Below are 22069 nucleotides of genomic sequence, written 5' to 3' on the forward strand. Positions count from 1 at the left end.
TTATATTTGATAAAGTTTTTTATACTTTTCATAGCTTTTCATAACGGCGTCCGCATAATTTCTTGTTTCCGAATAGGGAATCCGGGTTAAAGTTTTCCCGTCCGACGAGATTTCGGAATTCCTGAGCCAGCCGTCCACCGTTCCGGATCCCGCGTTATACGCACAAAGGGCGGTGCGAAGCACTCCGTATTTTGTCACCATCATGGACAAATACCGGCACCCGTAGCGGATGTTAACCTCCGGTTGAAGAAGATCCTGTTCGGTATAATGGTCGTTCTGGCTTTCCTGAAGCCAGTTGAACGTGTCCGGCATTAACTGCATCAGGCCAAGCGCTCCGGACCGGGATTCCGCTTCCGCGTCAAAATTGCTCTCCGATCGAATCACCGCGTAAACAAGCGCGGGCTCCAGCCCGTATTCCCCGGCATACTTTTCGACATAGTCAGAATAACGAAGCGGATAGACCGATTTTTCAAAACGGTTGAACCCGATTCGGAGAGCCAAAGCAGCCGCAATCAGCAGGGCCGCCAGCAGGACTAGTGACTTCCAGAGTTTTTTCTTTTTAGAGCGCTTCATTCTCCTCCCCCAGAATTTGTTTCAGCAAGCAAGAGACGCTTGCCTCCAAAATATCATAACCGATAGAACCGCTGAAAACATGCCCGGCTCGCTTTTCATAAAATTCATTCGGATTCTGCGCACTCATGCGTTCCTTCGCCGCTTCCTCCGACAAGCCGTCGCGATTCATAATCCTTTTCAGCCGGGATTCGGCCGGAGCCGTCACCGCGACGCTTGTGTCGCAAAGCGAATCGGCGCCGCTTTCAAACAGGAGGGGAGCGTCAAGAATCACGGCGACGGAATCGCCGCTCTGCAGCTCCTGAATCCGCCGCACCGTCTCTTTCAGAATAACGGGATGTGTAATCTGATTCAAACGGAGGGTTTTTGCCGGGTCGGCAAACGCCCGTTTCGCAAGCAGACGCCGGTCGAGCCGTCCGTCGGCATTCACAAGATCCGCCCCGAACTCCTCTTTTAGCTCCGCCAGACACTCCGCGTTCTGAACGGCTTCCCTCGCCAACAAGTCCGCGTCGATTACGGCGCAGCCAAGCTTTTGAAAAACCGACGCCACGGTGGATTTTCCCGCCCCGGTCGGTCCCGTCAGCCCGATGACCGGCTTAATCAAGCTGCAGCACCTCGAATCCCGCCGCCCGCATCAGTCGGTTGTAAACGGCAAGGCCGACCCCGTCGGGAGCCGGACAGCGCGCGTAAACCGTTTTTGCCCCGAGATCGTCCAGCCGCCGAAGGGCCTCAAAAAGCTCCCTTGCCTGCGCTCCGGTGTCTTTTTCCGCTCCGTAGCATACGGCCGGGACCTTCAGCAGTCTGTCCTCGCCGTCGTAGCAGAGCGCCGCAACGCCCGGTTCCGCGTGAGAATTTACAAATGCAAAATAAGATTTTTCGCCGCCGCTCAGAATCACCACATTCGCCTTCGGGGAATAATGCTTGTATTTCATCCCGGGCGACAGCGGTCTCGCCCCCTTTGGCAGAGGGTTCATGACGGCAGGATCCACGTCCACCCGGCCCAGCACGGCCCGCAGCTGATCCAGTGTGATTCCGCCGGGTCTGAGCAGCCGCGGCGGGTCGGAAACCAGCGTTACGATTGTGGATTCCACACCGACTCCGCAGGGGCCGCCGTCCAGGACGGCGTCGATTTTACCGTCCATGTCCCGCATCACATGCCCCGCCGTTGTGGTGCTGGGCAAACCGGACCGGTTTGCAGAAGGCGCGGCGATAGGGACATCCGCGGCGGTGATCAGAGCCCGCGCAACCGGATGCGAGGGAAAGCGGATTCCAACGGTCGGCAATCCTGTGCTGACCTCGTCCGGAATCAGTTCCGATTTCTGCAATACCATGGTGAGCGGCCCGGGCCAATACGCCCGCGCAAGCTTTTTCGCCGATTCAGGCAGATTTGTAACCAGCCGGTCAATCTGTTCCATGCCTGAGATATGGACGATCAGCGGATTGTCCTGAGGCCGGCCTTTCGCTTCAAAAATTTTTTTGACAGCCTTTCCGTCCAGTGCGTTTGCGGCAAGGCCGTAGACGGTTTCCGTCGGCATACCGACAAGGCCGCCGTTTCTTATTATATGGGCCGCGGTTTCAATCGATTCGCCTTTCGCCGCGTCAAGGTAAACTGTTTTCATTTTATTCTCCAGAATTTGTTCCGTTTTCAGCAGAGTTCTTTAGTTTTTCCGCCCGGTCCGCCGCGATCAGAGCGTCCAGAATTTCATCGAGGTCCCCATTGAGGACCGCATCCAGCCGGTACAGCGTCAGGCCGATCCGGTGATCCGTCACGCGTCCCTGCGGATAGTTGTAAGTGCGAATCCGCTCCGAACGGTCGCCCGTTCCAACCTGAGAACGTCGTTCGGCCGCCACCTGATCGTCCTGTTCCTTTTGTTTGATTTCATATAATCTGCTGCGCAGAATTTTCAGAGCCCTGTCCTTGTTTTTGTATTGGCTGCGTTCGTCCTGACACTCCACCACCATGCCGGTGGGAAGATGGGTCACGCGGATGGCGGACGATGTTTTATTGATGTGCTGGCCCCCGGCGCCGCTGGAACGGAACGTGTCGATTTTCAGATCGTTCGGGTCCAGTTCAAACTCCACCTCCTCAACTTCCGGCAGCACCGCAACCGTCGCTGTCGAGGTGTGAATCCGTCCCTGCTGCTCCGTCTCAGGCACACGCTGAACGCGGTGGACCCCGCTTTCGTATTTCAGGCGGGAGTAAGCTCCGTCGCCCGTTATCATAAAGCTGATTTCCTTAAAGCCGCCCAGCTCGGTTTCATTGGCGTTCATGATTTCCGTCCGCCAGCCCCTTGACTGGGCATACATGCTATACATACGGTACAGAACGCCGGAGAACAGGGCGGCTTCCTCCCCGCCCGCTCCGCCGCGAATTTCAACAATGACGTTTTTTTCATCGTTCGGGTCGCGGGGAAGCAGCAGAAGCTTCAGCTCTTCGCCGATGCGTTCGCGGTCCACGCGCGCCGTGCTGATTTCTTCTTCCGCCATATGCCGAAGCTCCCGGTCGGACTCATCCTCCAGAATCTGTTTCGCTTCGTCTTCCGCTTCCTCGGTTTTCCGGAATTCGCGGTATTTTTCCACAATCGGTTCGATGGAACGGACCTCTTTCATCAGTTCCCTCGATTGCTCCGGGTCGCACGCCACGACCGGGTCACATAATTTCCGGTTCAATTCTTCATATCGTTTTTCAAAGACCGTCAAGTTTTCAAACATCACAATTCTCCTTTGTTTTTAAGCAGTGAATCCAAAGGAGAGCTATAACTCATCCTGGCTGGTTTCCCGGATGATTTTTTTAATATTCTTTTCGCACTTCAAACGCGGAACCATAATTTCATGGCCGCATTTTTGACAGCGGATTTTAAAATCCATGCCGGAGCGCAGCACCAGAAACGTATTGCATCCGCACGGATGCGGCTTCTTCATCTGAAGTACGTCTCCCGGTCTGACGTCCATGGGCGCACCTCTCTTCCATCGCAATTAAAAGACCACAGTCTTTAGTATAGACCAAAATTCGCCAAACGGCAATATCCGCCGTGCAGTTTTTCAGGCGACTTGCGGTTTGCCCAAGTTCGGCATATAATAAAGCCATTCTGAACGATAAGGCTGGGATTATTATGGGAACCAAAGAGCAGATTCTCAATCGTCTTCGTGAAAACGGAGAGTACATCTCCGGGGAGGAACTCAGCGAACAATTACATGTTTCCCGCACGGCGGTTTGGAAATACATCAACTCGCTGAGGGAGGAAGGTTACGGCATCGTTTCGGCGACAAACCGCGGATACCGTCTGGAAAGCTGCCCGGACCGTTACTCAGAGGCCGAAATCGGCGCCGGTTTGGAAACGGAGTTTTTAGGCAGGAATATTTACTGCTTCGATACAATCGATTCGACCAATGAGGAAGCAAAGCGCCGAGCGCTCACCGGCGCTCCGAACGGCAGCGTATTTGTTTCGGAACAGCAGACCGGGGGCAAGGGCCGCCTTGGCAGAAGCTTCGCTTCCCCCGCGGGAACCGGACTGTGGTTCACCGTTCTGCTCCGGCCCGGAATCCTGCCGCTGCGCGTCTCCGTCACGACCCTGCTTTCGGGGCTAGCCGTAGCCAGAGCCATCCGCTCCCTTTCCGGATGCGACGCCAGGATCAAATGGCCAAACGACGTCGTCATCGGGAGCAAAAAGGTCTGCGGGATTTTGACGGAAATGACGGCAGAGGTCGACCGCATTGAATTCGTCGCGGTCGGAATCGGGGTCAACGTAAACAACACGGCTTTTCCCGAGTCCCTGAGGGAAAAAGCTATTTCCATCCGCATGGCGGGCGGAAAACCGCTGCGGCGCGTTTCTCTTTTGCAGGAAATTCTGATTCAGTTTGAAACTCTGCTGAAACAAAACGCCGAAGCAGACCCCGCGTTTTGGGAAGAATACAAAAGCTTGTGCGTCTCCCTTGATCGCCAGGTCGAATTCACACGCAGAGGCGCGCAGGTAAAGGGAGTCGCCGCGGACATTTCCAGCGGCGGCGAGCTGATCGTCGAACTGGAAGACGGAACAAGGGAAACCGTCACTGCCGGAGAAGTCAGCGTACAGGGGATCTACGGGCATTAAACGACGGCGTCCAGCGCAAAGTCAGCGCGGACGCCGCTTTTTTATGAACTGCGAAACTGCCTAACCGTATTGCGGCTTCGTTAAGTTACATGATATAGCTGCGTGATCGTTCCAAGGTCATGCGTATTCCCTTCGTCGTCCACCAAATAAGTCTGGATTTCATAGCGGAATTCGGAAAATGCAAACGTGCCGTTCGGGTAATACGCCTCCCGGCGCGTCCTTTGGACGCCTCTATAGAAATGGGAAAAACCGCCGACGTAGGCCAGGCCCTGAAACGCCACGGCGATTTCCGAAGCGGCAACCTGTGTTACCTTATCCGGCATCAGAGGAGTAAGTACCGCGGCAAACAGTCCCATGGCCTCCGCAGTATCCTTAAAGCTGAAGGTGCGCCAGCCCCAGCAGCCGCATTCGTTCCACGGCCCATAGAAAAGCCCCGGAACCGTGTCCTCCCCCCGGCCTCCGGTCAGAAGAGTCTGAAACCACATCTTCTTATCCGCTGAAACCAGGATGAAACAGCGTGAAAGCCAACGCCAAACCGACAGCATTCTTTTTGTTTTGATCATCTCATTACCTCCTTGATTTTACCACGGTTGACTGGCTTACAACAGCAGAAAATCCTTTCGCCGAAATCAGAACATTGGAATCACATCCTTTCCATTCAATCGTCTCTTTTCCGCTGACTTTCCAGCGAGGAGCGGTTTGTGTCCGCAAATTATCTTCTTATCGTTAAAAGCCTTGATTGTTTTTTCCATCAAGCAATATAACCACTTGGCGACACGATTTGTTACAAAAGAAATTTAAATTTGTAGCAATCAATAAAATTGATATCTTACTTTTGTGAGTTATAATGGATTTTTAAAATTTCAGCGTAAACAAAAGCAGCGCCGGGTTCGAGACCGGGCGTTGCTCTCATATTTTATTGGAAGCGTACCTTCACAAATATTTAAAAATAGGCTTTCATGTTTAAAACTCATTCGTTACATATCAAGATCAATCTCTACTAAATAAGGGGGTAAGAATTCCTGCATCCTGCGCTTCTTTCATTATCGCAATTCCTTCAAGCGATTTATAATCTTCTTTGCAAAGTTATCTATAATTGAAAGCCTATCTAATATTCTAAGACGCCCATATATCCTGTACTAAATATATCAAAGACAACTTTGTGTCAAAAACGATATATAATTTAGTTTGACTATAGGATTTATTTAAAACTTTCCATTGATAATCATGAGAGAAATTGGGATATTTTTGTGTATCTACGTCTAATATTTTCAGAATCGCAATCATCTGCTCCTGCATCTCCGTGCTTTTTTGTGAGGACATTTTTTCTAAGAACGGTGCATCTCCCTGCGTGTCTGTTCCATTCAACGCATAAATTTCATATGTTTCCCTGTCACCCGTGCCGCCGGTTTCTGACACGGAATATTGCTTTTTAAAATTGCTCGGTACGATGAAACCCCAATCCTGATACATTCTAGTATCCGACGTAAAATACCCATAAAGGAAAAAACCGAGTGGAACCCCTAAAATGATCAAAAAAACAAGGATGATTCCCCGGTTGGATTTTTGCACGTTAATTCCTCCAAGCAATTATTTTTCAAAAATCCACGGAGCACGGCTCCATGGAGTAAAGGCAAATTCGATCAGAGCGGAAATCAGCAAAACCGTGAAAACAGCGGGAAGGACGAAGCGAAGCCTTGCAAAGCCATATGCAAGGAACCAGCCCAGAAACAGCAGGAACAGACCGAAAAGCACATTGAAGCCCAGTTCGCTCAGCCGGTAAGCCAAATCCGGCGGCCTGCCCGCTTCCTTAGCCGCGGCCCGGAATCCCTGCGTGTAGCAAATCATCCGGAACAGTGTTACAATCCAAAGCAGCGCCGCAAAAAGAGAGTTTATCATCCATATGTTCTTTCGCAAAGCTTTGCTTCCTCCTTGATCAAAAAGCTGTAAGAACGCGGAATAAAGAAACGGCAAATCCCGGCGCAGGTTTACGTCAGGATTTTTTACCTATTTTTGAATTTTTTCCTTGTCCCTGTCTTCGCTGATCTGCTGCTTCTCAGAACAATCGTGATCGGCTTTGCCATTCTGCTTCCCTCTGGACAGATACAGAAGATAGATTGCAATGCCAAAATTAACGATGACGGCAAAAAATGTAAACGGATGAATATAATCCACTAATCTTCTTCCCGTACTCAGGAAAGCAACCCATTCATATTCCGTTACCCATATTGACTGTACCGTATCGGCACAATACATCATATTAAAGAACAGCAGCGCAAGTCCAACTACTCTTATGAAAAGATTTTTCATTAATCCGAACCCCCTTTCCTGTAAAAATCAGCGGGCCAACAGCTTTTCTCTGACGGCCCGCTGTTATTGTTTGGGGTCACTACTTTGAAGTAGAGTCGGGGAAAGCTGCATTGAGACATTCCGTTGCTTTTTTTAATGTCGTTTGGAATTTCGTTAGACTGTCTCCCTTGCCGATGTCTTTTGTTTTAACAAATAACAGGTGTGAATTCCTGTTTTTCCCATCCGGTTGCAGACGGCGGCCCGAACCTCTATGTACTTGTGCTCAACTCGTTGTAAAAATTCTGTAGTGTTTTATAAATGGAATCATAATCATCTGCAACATAGAATCCGGTGATTAGCTTTCCTGAATACCCATCATATCCAACAAAACCGGAATCAAGAGTATAACTAAATTGTCCGGAAATGCCCTTGCAGGTACAGTCAATGGAGTAAGACCATCCGGAAGCCAATGAACCATCTCTAAAAGACAATTTTTGCGTGTCCAGTTCGTCAAACAGTGAACGTATCATCTCCTGATCCTCTGTCTCAAAGCTCTTTCCGGTATTTCCATCGCTGATTTTTACTTTTTCGATAGTGACATTCGCCTTATCATATCCATCAGAAAACAACATAGATTTCTCCGTTTTTGAGAGGAAGGGTAATTTCCCTGAACATCCCGAAAGGTTTATTATCAGGATAGATGAAAATATGCAACTGATTAATAAGACCACTTTTAATCGCAATCTTTTCATTTCCTCCTTCCTGCAAAATATAAAAGAAATATACGGCGACTTTTGTCATCCACCCCGCAATCGATTTTTTCTTGGCATTTATCAGAAAGTTTCAGATACTCCATCAGCATTGTCAGCTAAAGCGTAATCACTATCAAAGAAATTTGATTTGCTGACACTCCAACCGTCGAGAATGCGAAGATAATGGTTCCCTGTCCCTACCGCAAGCACAGTATGATTTTTATATTCTTTAGGGCTCATATCATTCCATAGAAGCAATAAAAATGGACCTCTTTGAATATAATAGACGCAATCATCATAAGATGTCGCTTTAAATGTGCAACCCACACCTAATTCGACATTACGACTCTCAGAATATTTTTGTATACCAGGTAATATGTCGGAAAGATAAGTACCTTTTTTACCGACATTCGTTTTTAAATCAGTATATAAATCCTGAAAAACACTACCGCTCCAAAGTGCGGATTTATAATTGTCAGCTTTTGTACCCCAATATTCTATAAAGTTTGTTGCGGCAGTTGGGGTACAATGATTGGAATACCCAGGAAAATCACCAGTCACATATACTTGATAATCAACATCCCATAGGTTAGGAATAGTATATGACTCATCCGATAACGTTGATGAAAGCAATGTGTTTTCATTTTTCTGTGCTTTTATAGTATTTAAATTCTTTTGAGCTTTATTACTTGTGATATTTTTGATTGTATTGTTATATCTTTTTTTCATATTTGAAATGTCACTTGTTTTCACTGTTACATCAGTATCTAATTCTTTATAAGTATTATCTTCTTGCTTATAGAAATCTAATCCTCCCGCATATACGATTTTATCCTTGCTTGTGATAACAGAATTTGTACGTTTTAGCATGTTATCAGCTATAAAATTGGCATCATAAGAGTAGGCGACTACTTTGGGGTTTTCACTTGAAGCACTTACAAAAATATATCCCTCGTTTAACCGAAACAAGTAATAACCTATTTGTTGATTCAAATCGTAAATTGGAGTTGCATTTTTTATAGTAGTTTGATCGCTCCATGAGCAATGATCATCAGTTGCGACAGAAGTTTTTATACATTGATTTGCCAAAAGGACAGCGTCGGCTTCCGAAATATAGGTGATTGCAGAATCCTTAACTCCTGAGTCTTTCACGCTGTCTACATTTTCATCCGCGAACGCGGACACGCACACCATCATGGACAGGGCAAAGACCAGAACCAGGCTGATCGCTTTTTTCCAAGTCTTTAACATTTTTCTACCTCCTAATTTTGTTTTGATTGACAGGCGTACAAAAGGAGGTCGCGTGGGGAGATTCTTCCCCGCTGACTGAACCAACGGTATCATCCTCTTTCTTTTTTATTTCTTCCCATGCGCATTGGAAAGTTCCTGTTTTTTCCTTAGTATTTTTTGTTCCGATAATATAACACCTGAGATCATCGTTTTGTTACACTATTTTCGATTAAAATTATATTATTTTGTATCAATGCTTTGTTTTTGCCATTATTGCTTTTATGAATTAACAAAAGCAAGTTTGGAATCTATCAACTGAATCAAATTAAGTCCCAATTTTCAAACAAACAGGTGCAAAACGCCCGGTGCGTTTTTAAACCACACCGGGCGCTGCTATTGAGAAAATTTATTTTTTCTTTTTAAAGCCGTCTTTGAGCGAAACGGAACGGTTGAACACCGGGTGCCCCGGTTTGCTGTCGCGGCTGTCCAAGCAGAAATAGCCCTGCCGCAGAAACTGGAACGCGGCGGGCGCCTTCTCTTCCGCCAGCCAGGGCTCCACCTTGCAGCCGTTAAGCGCTTTCAGGGAATTGGGGTTTAACTCTTCCAGAAAATCCCCCGCCTCCGGGTCCGGAACGGTAAACAGGCTGTCATACAGACGGACTTCCGCATCCACGGAGGTTTTGGCGTCCACCCAATGGATGGTGCTTTTTACTTTTCTGCCGTCCGGCGTATTGCCGCCGCGCGTTTCCGGGTCATATTCGGCGTATACCACCGTAATATTGCCGTTTTCGTCTTTTTCACAGCCGGTGCATTTCACCACATAAGCGGTTTTTAAACGCACTTCGTTTCCGGGGAACAAGCGGAAATACTTTTTTTCGGGGACTTCCATAAAGTCCTCGCGCTCAATCCACAGCTCGCGTGAAAAGCTGACCGGACGGGTGCCGGCCTCCGGACGCTCCGGATTATTCTCTACGTCGAACCGTTCGGTTTTATCCTCCGGATAATTCGTGAGAACCAGCTTGACCGGATCCAGAACCGCCATGGCGCGGCGGGCGTTCTCGTTCAGGTCCTCGCGCAGGCAATGCTCCAGAAAACCGTATTCCACGGTGGAATTTACTTTCGCGACGCCGATCCGTTCGCAGAAATTGCGGATGGAAGCCGGCGTGTACCCCCGGCGGCGCAGGCCGCAGAGGGTCGGCATGCGGGGGTCATCCCACCCGGAAACGTAGTTGTTTTCAACCAGCTGCCGCAGTTTGCGCTTGCTCATGACGGTATTGTTGATGCCAAGGCGCGCGAACTCAATCTGGCGGGGCTTCGCGGGAAGATTGATATGCTCGATCACCCAGTCGTACAACGGGCGGTGATCCTCAAACTCCAGCGAACACAGCGAGTGAGTGACTCCCTCGACGGCGTCCTCGATCGGGTGCGCGAAATCGTACATCGGGTAGACGCACCATTCGGTTCCCGTGCGGTGGTGCGCCATGTGATTGATGCGGTAAATCACCGGGTCGCGCATGTTAAAGTTGCCGGAGGTCAGGTCAATTTTCGCGCGAAGCGTCATGCGCCCGTCCTCAAACTCGCCCGCCCGCATGCGGTGAAACAAATCAAGGCTTTCTTCCGCGGGGCGGTCGCGGTACGGGCTGCGCGCCGGATGCGTCAGGTCACCGCGGTATTCCCGGAATTGCTCCTGCGTCAGCTCGCAGACATAGGCGAATCCCTCGCGGATCAGCTTTTCCGCCAGTTCATACATCTTCGGAAAATAGTCGGAGGCGTAATAAAAGCGGTCGTCCCACGAAAAGCCAAGCCACTGAATATCTTCGCGGATGGCGTCGACATATTCGACGTCTTCTTTTGTGGGATTGGTATCGTCCATGCGCAGATTGCACAGCCCGTCGAATTTTTCCGCCGTTCCAAAGTCGATGCAGATTGCCTTGGCGTGCCCGATGTGCAGATATCCGTTCGGCTCGGGGGGAAACCTGGTGTGAACCGTCTTCCCCTCAAAGCGCCCGCCCGGGGCAACATCCTCTTTGACAAAGGTATGAATAAAATTTCCGGCGCTTTCGGTTTCTTCCGCGCTCTTGATCTCTTCGCTCATCATACCGACTCCTTGTTCAGTTTTTCAAGACCGACGTTCAGGCGGCGCAGCGCTTCCTCTTTGCCAAGGAAACACAGAATTTCGATCGCCCCGCCGGGGGTTACCTTGGTTCCGGCCGCCGCGATGCGCACAGGCCAGAGCAGCGTTCCGTTTTTAACCCCCAGTTCCTGTGCAAGCCCCATCAGGGTATCATGGATTGGCTCCATCGTCCAGTCGCCAAGCTCCTCCAGCTTCGCAATCGCGGTTTTCAGCATGGCCACACTGTTTTCAAGATTTGTCTTGCTCTTTTTATTGATATAATCGTCGACCGGATAATCGGGCAGTTCCTTTAAAAATCCGATCATACCCGGAATATCGCTGAATTTGGTCACGCGCGGCTGCAGAACCCCCGCCAGCACATCCCAGGGATAATCGCCCTGCGGGAACAGCTGCCGAAAATAAGGCATCGCGTTTTCCAAGAACTCTTCCCGCGGCATGGCGCGGACGATTTCCCCGTTGAACCACAGCAGTTTGTCGTAATCGAATACCGCCGGCGATTTGCTGATTCCGTCAATGGAGAAATTTTCGACCAGCTCCTCAAGCGTAAACAGCTCCCGGTTGTCCTTCGGGCACCAGCCAAGCAGGGCTATGTAATTGACAATCGCCCTGGAAAGGTAGCCTTCTTCAATCAGGTCATGGAAGCCGGTGGAACCGTGCCGTTTCGACAGCTTGGAAACGCTTCCGTCCGCGTTTTTACCCATAATCAGCGGCAAATGCACATAAGTCGGCACATCCCAGCCGAACGCCTCGTAGAGAAGATTATACTTCGGCGTAGAGGACAGGTATTCGCTGCCGCGCACCACATGGGTAATTTTCATCAAGTGGTCATCGATGACGTTCGCGAAGTTATAAGTCGGGTAACCATCGGATTTCAGCAGAATCTGGTCTTCCAATTCCCTGTTTTCAATCGTGATCGGACCGTATACCACATCGTCAAACGTGGTGGAACCCTCAATCGGCATCTTCTGACGAATCACATAGGGTGTTCCTGCGGCCAGAAGCCGTCCCACTTCCTCGGCCGACAGATTTCGGCAATGACGGTCGTAGCCGCCGCCGTTTTCCTCCTTGGATTCGTGCAGGGATTCCAGACGTTCCTTGGTGCAGAAACAGCGGTAGGCTTTGCCCTCCGACACCAGCTGCTCCGCATATTTCCGGTACAAGTCTTTTCGTTCGCTCTGTACATAGGGGCCGTAGCCGCCGCCGAGATCCGGGCCCTCGTCATGTTTGAGTCCCACCATGTCAAGCGTGCGGTAAATAATGTCCAGCGCGCCTTCCACATACCGTTCGCGGTCCGTGTCCTCGATGCGGAGGATAAAATCCCCGCCGGCGGATTTCGCAATTAAATATTCAAATAATGCCGTCCTCAGATTCCCGACATGCATCATGCCGGTGGGACTGGGGGCAAATCTAGTCCTGACTTTCTCCCGCATGGGTCACACCCTCCTGCTTTTTCGTTCACTGCCATGAAAGATTCTGATTGTAGATTATACCAAATTTCGGCGGGATAATCAATGAACGTTCCCCTTTTTTTGCAGGAAATCAAGGTATTCCTCCAGGCACAGGTCCTTTTCTTTCATCATCCGCGCGTTTTCCACCCCAACATAGCGATAATGCCACGGCTCATATTTGATTTTGGTGATTTCCTGTTTGTCCTTCCGGTACCGCAGGATAAACCCGTAATCCTGCGCGTGTTCGTCCAGCCATTGAAACGCGGGCGTTGTGTCAAAATCGTCCCGCACCCCGTTTAAATCAAGCGCAAGGCCCGTGCTGTGCTCGCTGTAGCCCGGGCGGGCTACCGATTTTTCCGCGTATGCCTCCGCCTCATCGGGAGAAGAATAGGACTTGGAATACCCTTCGATCTCCTCCTGAAACAGTTCGCTCTGTCTTTCGCTGCTTCGGTACGCGGAAGAAATCCACAGCGATATTCCGTCGGCCGCTGCGGCAGCGTTCATTTTTTCATACGCGGCCGCGGCCCTCCGGTTAATCTGCACCTCATATACGGTGATAAGGTCCGGGTCATAATTGTCCGGCAGCTTATGGCTGTAATTCACCAGAATGAGATTTTTATCCGTTGAGGCGGCCGCAGATGTACCTCCGGAGGACGGCGAAGCGGCCGAGGCCGCCGAAGAAACGCCGGAGGAAGCGGCGCCCGCATTTGCCGCTTCCTCCCTGCTGTCGCGATAGGAATAAACCTCTAAAAATGTAATAACACACGCCGCAAAAAAAACAAAAACCGAAACAAAACCCGCAAAAACAAAAAGAAAATTCCTAAATCCTTTTTTGTGATTTCCCATTCTGCATTCCCCCCTGAAACCTAAAACTAGTATGGGAAGAATGCCGAAAATAATTCGTTTGATTCCGGACTTATTCCAGCCGCACGGCCGTGCCGGAAGCTGTTACCATCAGCATGCCGTTGTTTGCGCCAAGCACTTCATAGTCAAGCTTGACCCCGACCACGGCGTCGGCGCCAAGGCGCTGGGCCCGTTGTTCCATCTCGGAAATTGCGCTTTCCCTCGCCTGAATCAGCTCTTCCTCATAGGTGCCGGAGCGCCCTCCAAAAAAATTTGACAGCCCCGCCGCAAAATCCTTGATGAAATCCACGCCGGAGATCACTTCCCCGAACACAATCCCCTTGTACTCTGCAATTTTTCTGCCGTCGATCGAGGGCGTTGTTGTACAGACCATCGGTCACACTCTCCTTCTTCAATTCGATACACGGATATTATAAATCCGCGCAGCGTTCGGCGCAATCATTCTAATTGAATATTTGCCGCCATATGCTTCTATGACACGGTCTTCTGGGGATGATGTTATGAGCCGAAACGACTACGGTACAAAGCTGGTGCTGGCGGCCACGGCGTTCGCGCTGGATATTTCCCGGGAATTAAGCGCCGACGAAATGAATGTTCTCGGCGCTTTCCTGAATGTGGTCGGAGATCAGCTTTCCCTGATGGCCGCGTCGGAAGTATCCGAGCCGCTGTTCGGACAAAACGGAAACGGGAAAGACGGCGGATAAATCGAGAAAGGTTCCGCCGCCCTTCTTGATTTATCCGCCAAACGTGATATGATATTCGGTAACGGCAGCACAGAAGCGCGAAGTTTCGTCCTGTGCCTCTCTGGAAAGGCAGGAAACGAATGAATCTTTTTGATGTCATGGGTCCGATTATGGTCGGCCCGTCCAGTTCCCATACGGCCGGGGCCGTGAGAATCGGTTTCATTACAAGAAAGCTGCTCGGGGAACCGGTCACGGACGCCGAAATGCTTCTGCACGGCTCTTTTGCCGCGACTGGAGAAGGCCACGGGACCGACCGGGCGCTCGTCGCCGGACTTCTGGGGATGAACCCGGACGACGAAAACATTCCCAAAAGCTTTGATATCGCCGGAAAACAGGGAATGAAATTTCGGACAGGCGTCATCGCTCTGCGAAACGTTCATCCAAACACCGCGATGCTGCGGGTATCCGGAAAAAGCGGAAAAAAACTGGAAGTCGTCGCCTCTTCCCTCGGCGGGGGAAGAATCCGTATCTGCCGGATCGACGGTATCGAAACAAATTTTTCGGGAGACTGCCCGACACTGATCGTTCATAATCTGGATCAACCGGGTCACGTGGCTCAGGTTACAGAGCTGTTATACCAATATTCAGTCAACATTGCCTCCATGCAACTGTACCGAAACGTAAGGGGCGGCTATGCGGTTATGGTGCTGGAATGCGACCAGCCGATTCCGGCGGAACCGCTTGCTTCCCTTGCGCAGAAAGACGGGATTATTAAAGTTACCTATCTGAATCTTGACGAATAGCGGAGGATTTGCTATGGCATTTACATCTGTAAAACAGCTTCTGGCAACGGCAAAAGAACAAAATCTTCCTCTTTGGGAAATCATTTTGGACGAGGACGTCAAGGACCGCGGAACCGGGCGGGAGGATTCCCTGCGGCAGATGAACGCGCTTTGGTCGGCCATGAAATCCGCCGGCGTAAGTTACCGCGCGGAGGCCCGTTCGAAAAGCGGCCTGGTCGGCGGAGACGGCGGCAAAATGGAGGAATACGCGAAAACCGGAAACGGCATTGTCAGCGGATTTTTTTCTGAAGTGATTGCGCAGGCGCTCCAGATGGGCGAATGCAACGCCTGCATGAAGCGGATCGTCGCCGCGCCGACGGCCGGTTCATGCGGCGTATTGCCCGCCGTACTGATTCCGTTTGCAAAGGCTAACAAAATCGAGGATCGACAAATCATATCCGCGCTGTTTGTCGCGGCGGGATTCGGACAGATCATCGCTTCGCGCGCGTCCATTTCCGGGGCGGAGGGCGGTTGTCAGGCAGAAATCGGCTCCGCCTCCGCCATGGCCGCCGCGGCCGTCGTCAGCCTGAAGGGCGGCACCCCCGAGATGTGTGCCAACGCCTGCGCCATGGCCTTGATGAATCTTCTGGGTCTGGTATGCGACCCTGTCGCCGGTCTTGTGGAGATTCCCTGTGTGAAGCGGAACGTGGTGGGAGCGGTCAACGCCATCAGCTGCGCAGACATGTCTCTCGCGGGAATCGGCAGCGCGATTCCGCCCGACGAGGTGATCGACGCCATGCGCGAGGTGGGCGATATGATGCCCGCCGCCTTGAAGGAGACCGGAACAGGCGGCCTGGCCGCAACCCCTGCGGGCATCACCGCAGCAAAAAGAATCCACGGAAACATTTAATGATGCCGCGGATTCTTCTTCACTTTTTCGGCGGCTTCATACAAAGCGGCCAGCAAATCAACCTCAAACTGGCTTGACATGGTGTCCAGCTTTACATAAGCTCTGCCAATATCCGTGCTGACATATTTGGGAGAAAGCCTGTTCAGCGCGTAAGAAATAATATCAGCTCTGCACTGGTCACATTTGCAGCAGCCGAGAGAATCGATGATTTCATCCAGTTTTTGTTCCGCAAGGCTTTCCGTAACATTTACAATTTTCATGGAACCCTCCCCATTTTATTTTCTTATATCATATCATCTATTAGGAAAAATTGTAAGTGCTTACACCTATTTTGTTTTTTATTTTTATGGTTGCATTTTTGGACTGATTATGGTATGATTATATAGTTTCTGGTACCTATTCCCTTGTGTTTAAAAGAGGGCCATTAGCTCAGTTGGTTAGAGCAACCGGCTCATAACCGGTCGGTCCAAGGTTCGAGTCCCTGATGGCCCACCAAACAAAAGCCGCATCAGACAGCCGTTTTTCGGTTGTTTGGTGCGGTTTTTTCACGCTTAATTTTAACGCAAAAGTACGATAAAAAACGCTATAATTCGCAATCATGCAAGTCAAAATGCATGTCAGAACATTTGTGCTTTTCTACCTTTTCGCCTCCACGAACCACCGGTTTTCTTCCAGCCAGAGACAGGCCTGTTTTCCCATGATTCGGCATGTGTAGCGGATCCCCGCGCCGCCGGCCTTGAGGGATGCGGCGCGCCGCACATCCAGCACCCGGTCAACTTCATACCGGGTTCCATCCTCCCACTTGACGGCAAGCGGCATAATGTGGCCGTCTGAATCAAACTCCGCGACAACGTCAACATAAACCTTTCGGATCATGGGCGATTCCTCCGAACATGTGTTTTGTTATAGTATAGAACACGTGTTTGGCTTTTACAAGCGGAAAAATGTAGAAAAACCGGCCCCGCCCACCACAGGCGGGGCCTTAATTCACTTTTCCGTTTTCCCCTCCACCTTCCCCTCAATCTCCTTCAGCTCCGCATAGATCATTGCCTGGTCCTGTGCAATCGTCTGAAGGTTCGCGTTCATGATTAAAAAAGCAAGCCCTCCGGAAATTAATCCCATGGGCCTTTTTTATATCTTACCATTGGAACATTTACTACAGTTTCAATCATTATGATATACTTTCCAACATTGCTGCCAGTTGAATAAATTTTGACTGAAGGTATGCTTTGTTGCTACTCTGGCCAACAACATTTATATGGTCCGTATTCTCAATTTCTTCAATATAATTCCAAGTTCCCTTCGGTGTATTACTCTTGAACTGGTATGTGCCATCCTGTGCCACACCGTAATTCTCATTATATGGGTCGCTGGAATCGCTGTGTGGCCGGGTTGCAGACCGAACGCTCACAATACCATCATTTTCCCACCAGGCCTCGTCAACTGTGACGTGCCCAACTGCATAATTGACATGATGCCCCATATAGATAGAACTCTTCAATAGGGCCAGATTCATATTCGGATAAGGAATCTGATAGTGCGGATAAACAGGCGAAGCGTATGTATCTGAACAAGAAATTGTGAAATAGTAGATGTCCGGTTGGGCCTTTGCGTACGCATTCAAAACAGCAGCACCGTCCGTATCAAGATCATAAATACTTAAGTCATTTGTCTTTTTCCAAAGGTTGCTGCTCATAACTCTCTTATAATAACTTACATAAGATTCGCCTGCTTCTCTCTCGAGCCCCCATTGATCAAGCCTAAAATCTAATCCCAAATTTGTATCATCAATATTTGTACCGGCTGCTGCGGCTAACGCCGCAACAAATTGATGCATAAGCGGCTCAAGTTTATACTCAGTATCATCGAATTGACTCCCGTCATGCGGAGTAGCTATCGTTGTGATGCTATCGATCCAATGCCGGCATTTGCCAGAAAAGAGAGGGCTCAGACTGCCATCCGTTGTCTCGGCCTGTTCTTGAGTATCGCCATTTTCTAAGAGCTGTGCAAGCATACGAATGGTCTCACCGCCCATACTATGACCGACCAAATGAATTTTAAGAATGCTGTCTGGCTCATTCAATTCCGGTAGAACGCCGCCGAATTTTCTACCGTATCGTTCGTGCCCATATTTCTTTGAATGCGCAGCGCCATAATCAACTGTCCCGCCAACAAGATAAGCATAAAGCTCACACGCCCTATCCCAATTACTTGAAACGGGGCCTATGGTTGGCGTATAGACTGTATATCCCTTGCTTTGAAGTAATTCTCTTATGCTATCCGTTCCGCCCCAATAATTTAAGTGCGCAATTTCAGTATTGCCCCATCCAAACAGTCCATGTACAAGTACAATAGGGTAATTATTAAGAGGCGAAGCTGTTACATTTTCAGCCTTCGAGCCTAAATGGAATGCAAAGCTAAAAATAAGCGAAAGCGAAAGCGCTAAAGAAATAATTCTTCTTGTCCTTTTCATTTTCAGCTACCTTTCTGAATCTTATTTTTTTAGAAGCACAAACATATAATACCATTATTTTACAGCTTCACAATATACAACTTTACGACTTTGTAAAAAAAGAGGGCACCCGGAAATTACTTCGCCTCCGGTCCCGGTCGCAACGCCCATGTACTCATGCTCATAGGCATCCGGCTTTGCGGCTTTCAGGTGTTCCGCTTCAAGGATGAATTTATTTCCCAGCCATCCCCGCGGCACGGTCAAATAAGTGCTGTGGTGTTCCACCATGCCGGGCATCGTAAACACCGTCTGGTCATTCACCCAGGAGCGTTGACTCCGCGGCGGGTTAAAAGAATAAAAGACGGTGAATTTCTCACCGCCTCTTAAAATCGACTGCTGAATCGACCGGATTTTTTCAGGCCCCTCGAATTCGTCGAGTTCCTCGAACCACAGGTATTTAATGTACCCCCGCGGGGCTTTAATGGATTTCATCTTCATCGGATCGTCGGCTCCGCGAAAAAGAATCTGCTGCCCGGTCGGCTTATAGGTAAGCCGCAGCGGCGACAGGGACGCCCGCCAAAGGTGGGACGCGCCGAGCTTGTCGATTGCCCACAGAAGTTGAGTATAGACGCTGTCTTTCAGGTCGATGCCATACCGGCGCAGCGCGGCGGCGTTTGTGAATTTTCCCGCCGCCGCGTCCCGCATGATGCCAAGCGGAATCTCAGTCCCGACGAAAGACGACTTTGCAGAACCGCGCCCGCCGCCCAGCTTATAAAACGTGTGGCCCTCCGCGGCAATGTCACGGTGCAGGCCGTAAAACGACGGGGCGATAATGTCAGTCAGGTTGACTGTCTTTGGGGATGTTGTCAACAATCTGAATCGCTCCTTCACCGGAAAGATTGACGTTGTCGGTAAACAGGCCAAGGCGGCGGCCCAACAGTTCCAAGGCTTTCAGCTTGTCGGCCATTTTGATTTCACGCTCCACACCTTCACCGTCTGCGGTCGGAATTGTTTTGACCTTGACCGAGGAAATCGCGGCGGTATCGTCCCGGGCGGCCCGGCTTTGATCGTCGCACTGTCGAAATCGATCACGTCCTGCGAATTGGCAAAGGCGACGCGGGCCAGTTCCCGGACAACGCGGTCGACAGTGACACCCGTCCGCTTCGACTGCTCCGCGAGGGCCTTGTCTATGCGCGCGCGAATCTGGGGTTTTCTCAGGTTCTCACTTCCAATATCGGAGGCTGCCGCGGGGCTATACCCTGCCCGGATTGCCGCCTGTGTGGCATTCAGGTCGATGAGGTATTCCTCACAGAAGCGTTTTTGTTTGTTCGTCATGGTTGTCACCTCCAAAAAATGAGTATAAAAACGGACGCCGCGATAGGCGTCCTGAAGTGATATCATAAAAATGCAGAGGGCAAACACACTAAATGTGATAAAATGAAAAGAGACAGGATGGTGTGTTATGAGGAAATATGACAAGGAATTCAAGGAAGAAGCAGCTGATTTCAAGGGACTTCATTTTGTGTCAATATGTATGCTTTTTCCATCAACAGTTAATTTATAATTTTGATCAATATCATTAACATACGCATAATAAGTTATACTGGAATCTATCGACGATTTACTTTTTTGGAACAATGAATTTCTGTTGTCTACAATATTGACTGGATCGTCAGTAAAAAGTTTCGATATAATAATATAATAATCGTTTGTATGTTTACACCAATAAACGCTCATCCTATAAATTTTCTCGTCACTATCCAGCCAGGTTTTAGAAAATGTCTCTTCATTGGTTGAGTAAATTTTTATTTTCCAACCTGTCTTACTTTTGGGAATAATTGACCGGGATCTCGCGCCTTCATTGGTATATAGAATCAAAGCCGACTTTTCCCCTTCAACAACCGTATTTATATCACCCATAACCGAATAGTTAAAAACAGTTTGCGGAGATGAAAAAGTAATGAAAAGATTTTCTACAGGTAATAAGGAAGATAAAGAACAACAGACTGCTGCAACCAGAAATGAAACTATAATTCCCCTCGTTTTTAAGACTTTCTTGTGCTTTTTATAAAAAAACAAAAGTCCTATGGAAAATAATATGAAAATAATTATTCTGACAATACTATACCACAATTTTATAATTAACCCTTAATACGTTGGTTGCGGAGAGCCAATCCACTGTCCGGTTCGAACAAATATTGCTGCTGCTGCAATAAACCATCCGCTGGCACTTACATTTAAATAATTAGTTTGATTGCTTTTATCGCTCAATTTGGCTGTAGTTGCACTTTCAAATTCCAACTTTAATTCTGCTAACGAAGCTCGCAATCCAAAACTATTTGACGCGGTTCCATTTTTTATTGATCCTGATACCCCTGTGTTGTTAAGCCCAAAACTTATATTCAGAGTAAAATTGGGTGCATTAAATCCCACGGATTCTCATATGACAGGCCGGGAGCAAATCACGATATTTATTACAATCCTAAAACAAAGACAACACTCCCGGTCAAGCACCACCGTGAAATAGATGATACTACCGCCCATAAAATGCTTCATCAAGCGGGAATCGAATGAATTTCCACTTCCTTACAAGGAGGAATCTTTATGTATTATGTTTATTCGGCAGTGTTTACCAAAGCAGAAACCGGCTATACCGTTGAGGTTCCCGACGTGCCCGGCTGCGTCACTGACGGCAGCACACTGGAAGAAGCGACCCGCATGATAAAGGACGCTCTCGGCGGCTGTCTCTGAACGTTGGAAGACCATGACGAGCAGCCGGTTCCCTCTCGCACCCCGTCCGATTTCACCCTTTCCGCAAATCAGTTTGCCGCTATGGTTGATATTGATACTGACCGCTACCGCGCCGAAACCGACAATCGTGCTGTTCGGAAAAACGTTTCCATTCCGGCATGGCTAAATTCCCGCGCTGAACGCGCTGGTGTCAACTTTTCTCAAACTCTGCAAGACGCCTTAAAATCGCAATTACATGTCCAGTAAAACAAAAATGCCCGCTCGGTGCTGTCACACCGGGCGGACGGAACGCAGAATTTTATTCGGGAGATGGGCAGCTCCGTGAATGCATTACCTACTATTACACTCATGATCCCAGCTACCAAGCACCACCTAACAATTCGGATTTAAAGCCCACCAAAGCAAAAGCCGCATCAGACAGCCGTTTTTCGGTTGTTTGGTGCGGCTTTTTCACGCCTTCTCACCGTTACCCCGCGCATTTTGGAATTAGTGGGATGACGCTCGTCGATTGGAGCAAACTATTGTAAAAGGAGTTGTATACCATGAAATTTATTGCCTCAATGCTGATCGGATTATTGTTAGGGGCGGTTGTCCTCTTTTTGGAACCTTCGACCAAGAAACGTCTGAAATTTAATAATCCATTTCGAAAATAGAATACTCCTGAGCCGTCTCGGCGATGATACTGCCAGGCTACGGCCATCCATATTCCGCAGATCGGCAAATTCGGCGGGACTCCTCAAAGATTTTTCCCGGGCAACCGTGTTAAAAAAAGCAACAGAGACGAATTATATTTTTGAGTACCTTGTAGAAACTATCTTTGAGGTGATTTTTTGTATAGAAATTTGCATGAATTGCTTATGGACAGCGACAGCACGCGGCAGTACTTTATGAAGCTTCCTGTACAGATCCAGCTGACGGTTCACGATCAAAACGACAACATCAGGACGGCTGAAGAACTGCGCAGATACGTCGATCACATGACAAAGATCAAGGGCTAAGTTATTCCTTGCAGTCTTCGGCAATGCACTCATTCCCACTTTGTCGTAGGAATTTTCGACTGTCTTCGCAGAAACGGTAACAGGCCCCGCCCGAAGAAGACAGGACTGAAGAATG

Annotated in this window: 32 protein-coding genes and 1 tRNA gene; 9 read left to right on the forward strand and 24 right to left on the reverse strand. The window is 49.2% G+C overall.

The window, feature by feature from the left end; all coding sequences use genetic code 11:
- The 5 genes from HCR03_RS04300 to HCR03_RS04320 are packed head-to-tail and all read right to left on the reverse strand — an operon-like array spanning window position 1 to window position 3522.
- A complete protein-coding gene (locus tag HCR03_RS04300) occupies window positions 1-573 on the reverse strand; it encodes a lytic transglycosylase domain-containing protein (RefSeq protein ID WP_066643358.1) in 573 nt (190 codons plus the stop codon).
- A complete protein-coding gene (gene coaE, locus HCR03_RS04305) occupies window positions 560-1174 on the reverse strand; it encodes a dephospho-CoA kinase (RefSeq protein WP_066643355.1) in 615 nt (204 codons plus the stop codon). The genes HCR03_RS04300 and coaE overlap by 14 nt, the downstream gene beginning before the upstream one ends.
- Window positions 1167-2189 (reverse strand): L-threonylcarbamoyladenylate synthase, encoded by a 1023-nt coding sequence (locus tag HCR03_RS04310; RefSeq protein WP_066643353.1) that lies wholly within the window; start codon window positions 2187-2189, stop codon window positions 1167-1169. Before HCR03_RS04310 ends, coaE begins: the two co-directional genes overlap by 8 nt.
- A gap of 1 nt (window position 2190) precedes the next feature.
- Window positions 2191-3282: a peptide chain release factor 1 gene (gene prfA, locus HCR03_RS04315; protein WP_187036792.1), complete on the reverse strand. Its 1092-nt coding sequence runs from the start codon at window positions 3280-3282 to the stop codon at window positions 2191-2193.
- 42 nt (window positions 3283-3324) lie between these two features.
- Window positions 3325-3522, reverse strand: coding sequence for a DUF951 domain-containing protein (locus HCR03_RS04320; RefSeq protein ID WP_066643347.1), 198 nt, complete (start codon window positions 3520-3522; stop codon window positions 3325-3327).
- Between the two features lie 161 nt (window positions 3523-3683).
- Between HCR03_RS04320 and HCR03_RS04325 the strand changes: the two genes are divergently transcribed.
- On the forward strand, window positions 3684-4661 hold the full coding sequence (locus HCR03_RS04325; protein ID WP_066643344.1) for a biotin--[acetyl-CoA-carboxylase] ligase: 978 nt from the start codon (window positions 3684-3686) through the stop codon (window positions 4659-4661).
- Window positions 4662-4741: 80 nt separating this feature from the next.
- On the opposite strand, the gene HCR03_RS04330 is transcribed toward HCR03_RS04325, so the two are convergent.
- The 10 genes from HCR03_RS04330 to HCR03_RS04375 form a co-directional block, all read right to left on the reverse strand.
- Window positions 4742-5224 (reverse strand): hypothetical protein, encoded by a 483-nt coding sequence (locus HCR03_RS04330; RefSeq protein ID WP_187036794.1) that lies wholly within the window; start codon window positions 5222-5224, stop codon window positions 4742-4744.
- Between the two features lie 553 nt (window positions 5225-5777).
- A complete protein-coding gene (locus HCR03_RS04335) occupies window positions 5778-6233 on the reverse strand; it encodes a hypothetical protein (RefSeq protein ID WP_156989469.1) in 456 nt (151 codons plus the stop codon).
- A gap of 18 nt (window positions 6234-6251) precedes the next feature.
- Complete coding sequence (locus HCR03_RS04340; RefSeq protein WP_187036796.1) at window positions 6252-6578, reverse strand: hypothetical protein; 327 nt, start codon at window positions 6576-6578, stop codon at window positions 6252-6254.
- 90 nt (window positions 6579-6668) lie between these two features.
- Window positions 6669-6971 carry a hypothetical protein gene (locus tag HCR03_RS04345; RefSeq protein WP_187036798.1) on the reverse strand — a complete coding sequence of 101 codons (303 nt, stop codon included), beginning with the start codon at window positions 6969-6971 and terminating at the stop codon, window positions 6669-6671.
- A gap of 248 nt (window positions 6972-7219) precedes the next feature.
- Window positions 7220-7702, reverse strand: coding sequence for a hypothetical protein (locus HCR03_RS04350; RefSeq protein ID WP_187036800.1), 483 nt, complete (start codon window positions 7700-7702; stop codon window positions 7220-7222).
- An 81-nt stretch (window positions 7703-7783) separates the two neighbouring features.
- A complete protein-coding gene (locus tag HCR03_RS04355) occupies window positions 7784-8953 on the reverse strand; it encodes a Spi family protease inhibitor (protein ID WP_187036803.1) in 1170 nt (389 codons plus the stop codon).
- A gap of 385 nt (window positions 8954-9338) precedes the next feature.
- Window positions 9339-11027 carry a glutamine--tRNA ligase/YqeY domain fusion protein gene (locus HCR03_RS04360; RefSeq protein ID WP_187038011.1) on the reverse strand — a complete coding sequence of 563 codons (1689 nt, stop codon included), beginning with the start codon at window positions 11025-11027 and terminating at the stop codon, window positions 9339-9341.
- Complete coding sequence (gene gltX, locus HCR03_RS04365; RefSeq protein WP_187036805.1) at window positions 11027-12496, reverse strand: glutamate--tRNA ligase; 1470 nt, start codon at window positions 12494-12496, stop codon at window positions 11027-11029. The genes HCR03_RS04360 and gltX overlap by 1 nt, the downstream gene beginning before the upstream one ends.
- 78 nt (window positions 12497-12574) lie before the next feature.
- Window positions 12575-13360: a M15 family metallopeptidase gene (locus HCR03_RS04370; RefSeq protein WP_066643321.1), complete on the reverse strand. Its 786-nt coding sequence runs from the start codon at window positions 13358-13360 to the stop codon at window positions 12575-12577.
- A 70-nt stretch (window positions 13361-13430) separates the two neighbouring features.
- Complete coding sequence (locus HCR03_RS04375; RefSeq protein ID WP_066643316.1) at window positions 13431-13751, reverse strand: putative heavy metal-binding protein; 321 nt, start codon at window positions 13749-13751, stop codon at window positions 13431-13433.
- A gap of 127 nt (window positions 13752-13878) precedes the next feature.
- On the opposite strand from HCR03_RS04375, the gene HCR03_RS04380 reads away from it, so the two are divergent.
- The 3 genes from HCR03_RS04380 (at window position 13879) to sdaAA (ending at window position 15753) form a co-directional block, all read left to right on the forward strand.
- The gene (locus HCR03_RS04380; protein WP_066643313.1) at window positions 13879-14082 is read left to right on the forward strand and encodes a hypothetical protein; all 204 of its coding nucleotides are present in this window, start codon (window positions 13879-13881) and stop codon (window positions 14080-14082) included.
- A 119-nt stretch (window positions 14083-14201) separates the two neighbouring features.
- Window positions 14202-14864, forward strand: a complete 663-nt coding sequence (gene sdaAB, locus HCR03_RS04385) for an L-serine ammonia-lyase, iron-sulfur-dependent subunit beta (RefSeq protein ID WP_156989463.1) — start codon at window positions 14202-14204, stop codon at window positions 14862-14864.
- A gap of 13 nt (window positions 14865-14877) precedes the next feature.
- Window positions 14878-15753 (forward strand): L-serine ammonia-lyase, iron-sulfur-dependent, subunit alpha, encoded by an 876-nt coding sequence (gene sdaAA, locus HCR03_RS04390; protein WP_187036807.1) that lies wholly within the window; start codon window positions 14878-14880, stop codon window positions 15751-15753.
- Here sdaAA and HCR03_RS04395 read toward each other — a convergent pair.
- Entirely contained in the window at window positions 15750-16013 is a 264-nt protein-coding gene (locus HCR03_RS04395) for a late competence development ComFB family protein (RefSeq protein WP_066643305.1), read from the reverse strand. The genes sdaAA and HCR03_RS04395 overlap by 4 nt on opposite strands.
- A gap of 158 nt (window positions 16014-16171) precedes the next feature.
- On the opposite strand from HCR03_RS04395, the gene HCR03_RS04400 reads away from it, so the two are divergent.
- Window positions 16172-16248: transfer RNA gene (locus HCR03_RS04400), tRNA-Ile, on the forward strand.
- A gap of 141 nt (window positions 16249-16389) precedes the next feature.
- On the opposite strand, the gene HCR03_RS04405 is transcribed toward HCR03_RS04400, so the two are convergent.
- From HCR03_RS04405 to HCR03_RS04430, 8 genes are all read right to left on the reverse strand, one after another.
- Window positions 16390-16629: a hypothetical protein gene (locus tag HCR03_RS04405; RefSeq protein WP_066643303.1), complete on the reverse strand. Its 240-nt coding sequence runs from the start codon at window positions 16627-16629 to the stop codon at window positions 16390-16392.
- A gap of 111 nt (window positions 16630-16740) precedes the next feature.
- Window positions 16741-16875 (reverse strand): hypothetical protein, encoded by a 135-nt coding sequence (locus tag HCR03_RS20040; protein ID WP_267459217.1) that lies wholly within the window; start codon window positions 16873-16875, stop codon window positions 16741-16743.
- A 49-nt stretch (window positions 16876-16924) separates the two neighbouring features.
- Window positions 16925-18226, reverse strand: a complete 1302-nt coding sequence (locus HCR03_RS04410) for an esterase/lipase family protein (protein WP_066643301.1) — start codon at window positions 18224-18226, stop codon at window positions 16925-16927.
- 54 nt (window positions 18227-18280) lie between these two features.
- Window positions 18281-19078, reverse strand: coding sequence for a PBSX family phage terminase large subunit (locus tag HCR03_RS04415; RefSeq protein ID WP_066643297.1), 798 nt, complete (start codon window positions 19076-19078; stop codon window positions 18281-18283).
- A complete protein-coding gene (locus HCR03_RS20475) occupies window positions 19041-19238 on the reverse strand; it encodes a hypothetical protein (protein WP_407926853.1) in 198 nt (65 codons plus the stop codon). Before HCR03_RS20475 ends, HCR03_RS04415 begins: the two co-directional genes overlap by 38 nt.
- Window positions 19157-19540 (reverse strand): terminase small subunit, encoded by a 384-nt coding sequence (locus HCR03_RS04420; protein WP_407926837.1) that lies wholly within the window; start codon window positions 19538-19540, stop codon window positions 19157-19159. Before HCR03_RS04420 ends, HCR03_RS20475 begins: the two co-directional genes overlap by 82 nt.
- A gap of 180 nt (window positions 19541-19720) precedes the next feature.
- Window positions 19721-20338, reverse strand: coding sequence for a hypothetical protein (locus HCR03_RS04425; protein ID WP_156989461.1), 618 nt, complete (start codon window positions 20336-20338; stop codon window positions 19721-19723).
- 15 nt (window positions 20339-20353) lie between these two features.
- Entirely contained in the window at window positions 20354-20638 is a 285-nt protein-coding gene (locus tag HCR03_RS04430; RefSeq protein WP_187036809.1) for a hypothetical protein, read from the reverse strand.
- 36 nt (window positions 20639-20674) lie between these two features.
- On the opposite strand from HCR03_RS04430, the gene HCR03_RS20480 reads away from it, so the two are divergent.
- The 4 genes from HCR03_RS20480 to HCR03_RS04445 all read left to right on the forward strand — a co-directional run bounded on the left by HCR03_RS20480 (window position 20675) and on the right by HCR03_RS04445 (window position 21954).
- On the forward strand, window positions 20675-20779 hold the full coding sequence (locus HCR03_RS20480; protein ID WP_407926854.1) for a hypothetical protein: 105 nt from the start codon (window positions 20675-20677) through the stop codon (window positions 20777-20779).
- Between the two features lie 30 nt (window positions 20780-20809).
- Window positions 20810-20956 (forward strand): type II toxin-antitoxin system HicB family antitoxin, encoded by a 147-nt coding sequence (locus HCR03_RS19660; RefSeq protein WP_228725101.1) that lies wholly within the window; start codon window positions 20810-20812, stop codon window positions 20954-20956.
- Between the two features lie 3 nt (window positions 20957-20959).
- Window positions 20960-21202: a hypothetical protein gene (locus tag HCR03_RS19665; RefSeq protein ID WP_228725102.1), complete on the forward strand. Its 243-nt coding sequence runs from the start codon at window positions 20960-20962 to the stop codon at window positions 21200-21202.
- A gap of 584 nt (window positions 21203-21786) precedes the next feature.
- Complete coding sequence (locus HCR03_RS04445; RefSeq protein WP_156989458.1) at window positions 21787-21954, forward strand: hypothetical protein; 168 nt, start codon at window positions 21787-21789, stop codon at window positions 21952-21954.
- The last annotated feature ends 115 nt before the right edge of the window (window positions 21955-22069 follow it).

Source organism: Caproicibacter fermentans (assembly GCF_014303955.1).
In the GTDB taxonomy this organism is placed as follows: domain Bacteria; phylum Bacillota; class Clostridia; order Oscillospirales; family Acutalibacteraceae; genus Caproicibacter; species Caproicibacter fermentans.

Coding starts and splice junctions, on each gene's coding strand:
- HCR03_RS04370 (WP_066643321.1), bottom strand. CDS start 13,360: ATGGGAAATCACAAAAAAGGATTTAGGAATTTTCTTTTTGTTTTTGCG.
- HCR03_RS04345 (WP_187036798.1), bottom strand. CDS start 6,971: ATGAAAAATCTTTTCATAAGAGTAGTTGGACTTGCGCTGCTGTTCTTT.
- HCR03_RS04380 (WP_066643313.1), top strand. CDS start 13,879: ATGAGCCGAAACGACTACGGTACAAAGCTGGTGCTGGCGGCCACGGCG.
- HCR03_RS04320 (WP_066643347.1), bottom strand. CDS start 3,522: ATGGACGTCAGACCGGGAGACGTACTTCAGATGAAGAAGCCGCATCCG.
- HCR03_RS04310 (WP_066643353.1), bottom strand. CDS start 2,189: ATGAAAACAGTTTACCTTGACGCGGCGAAAGGCGAATCGATTGAAACC.
- HCR03_RS04300 (WP_066643358.1), bottom strand. CDS start 573: ATGAAGCGCTCTAAAAAGAAAAAACTCTGGAAGTCACTAGTCCTGCTG.
- HCR03_RS19660 (WP_228725101.1), top strand. CDS start 20,810: ATGTATTATGTTTATTCGGCAGTGTTTACCAAAGCAGAAACCGGCTAT.
- prfA (WP_187036792.1), bottom strand. CDS start 3,282: ATGTTTGAAAACTTGACGGTCTTTGAAAAACGATATGAAGAATTGAAC.
- HCR03_RS04395 (WP_066643305.1), bottom strand. CDS start 16,013: ATGAAAATTGTAAATGTTACGGAAAGCCTTGCGGAACAAAAACTGGAT.
- HCR03_RS20040 (WP_267459217.1), bottom strand. CDS start 16,875: ATGGGATTAATTTCCGGAGGGCTTGCTTTTTTAATCATGAACGCGAAC.
- HCR03_RS04420 (WP_407926837.1), bottom strand. CDS start 19,540: ATGACGAACAAACAAAAACGCTTCTGTGAGGAATACCTCATCGACCTG.
- HCR03_RS04375 (WP_066643316.1), bottom strand. CDS start 13,751: ATGGTCTGTACAACAACGCCCTCGATCGACGGCAGAAAAATTGCAGAG.
- HCR03_RS04355 (WP_187036803.1), bottom strand. CDS start 8,953: ATGTTAAAGACTTGGAAAAAAGCGATCAGCCTGGTTCTGGTCTTTGCC.
- sdaAA (WP_187036807.1), top strand. CDS start 14,878: ATGGCATTTACATCTGTAAAACAGCTTCTGGCAACGGCAAAAGAACAA.
- HCR03_RS04325 (WP_066643344.1), top strand. CDS start 3,684: ATGGGAACCAAAGAGCAGATTCTCAATCGTCTTCGTGAAAACGGAGAG.
- gltX (WP_187036805.1), bottom strand. CDS start 12,496: ATGCGGGAGAAAGTCAGGACTAGATTTGCCCCCAGTCCCACCGGCATG.
- HCR03_RS04350 (WP_187036800.1), bottom strand. CDS start 7,702: ATGAAAAGATTGCGATTAAAAGTGGTCTTATTAATCAGTTGCATATTT.
- HCR03_RS04405 (WP_066643303.1), bottom strand. CDS start 16,629: ATGATCCGAAAGGTTTATGTTGACGTTGTCGCGGAGTTTGATTCAGAC.
- HCR03_RS04360 (WP_187038011.1), bottom strand. CDS start 11,027: ATGAGCGAAGAGATCAAGAGCGCGGAAGAAACCGAAAGCGCCGGAAAT.
- sdaAB (WP_156989463.1), top strand. CDS start 14,202: ATGAATCTTTTTGATGTCATGGGTCCGATTATGGTCGGCCCGTCCAGT.
- HCR03_RS04410 (WP_066643301.1), bottom strand. CDS start 18,226: ATGAAAAGGACAAGAAGAATTATTTCTTTAGCGCTTTCGCTTTCGCTT.
- HCR03_RS04330 (WP_187036794.1), bottom strand. CDS start 5,224: ATGATCAAAACAAAAAGAATGCTGTCGGTTTGGCGTTGGCTTTCACGC.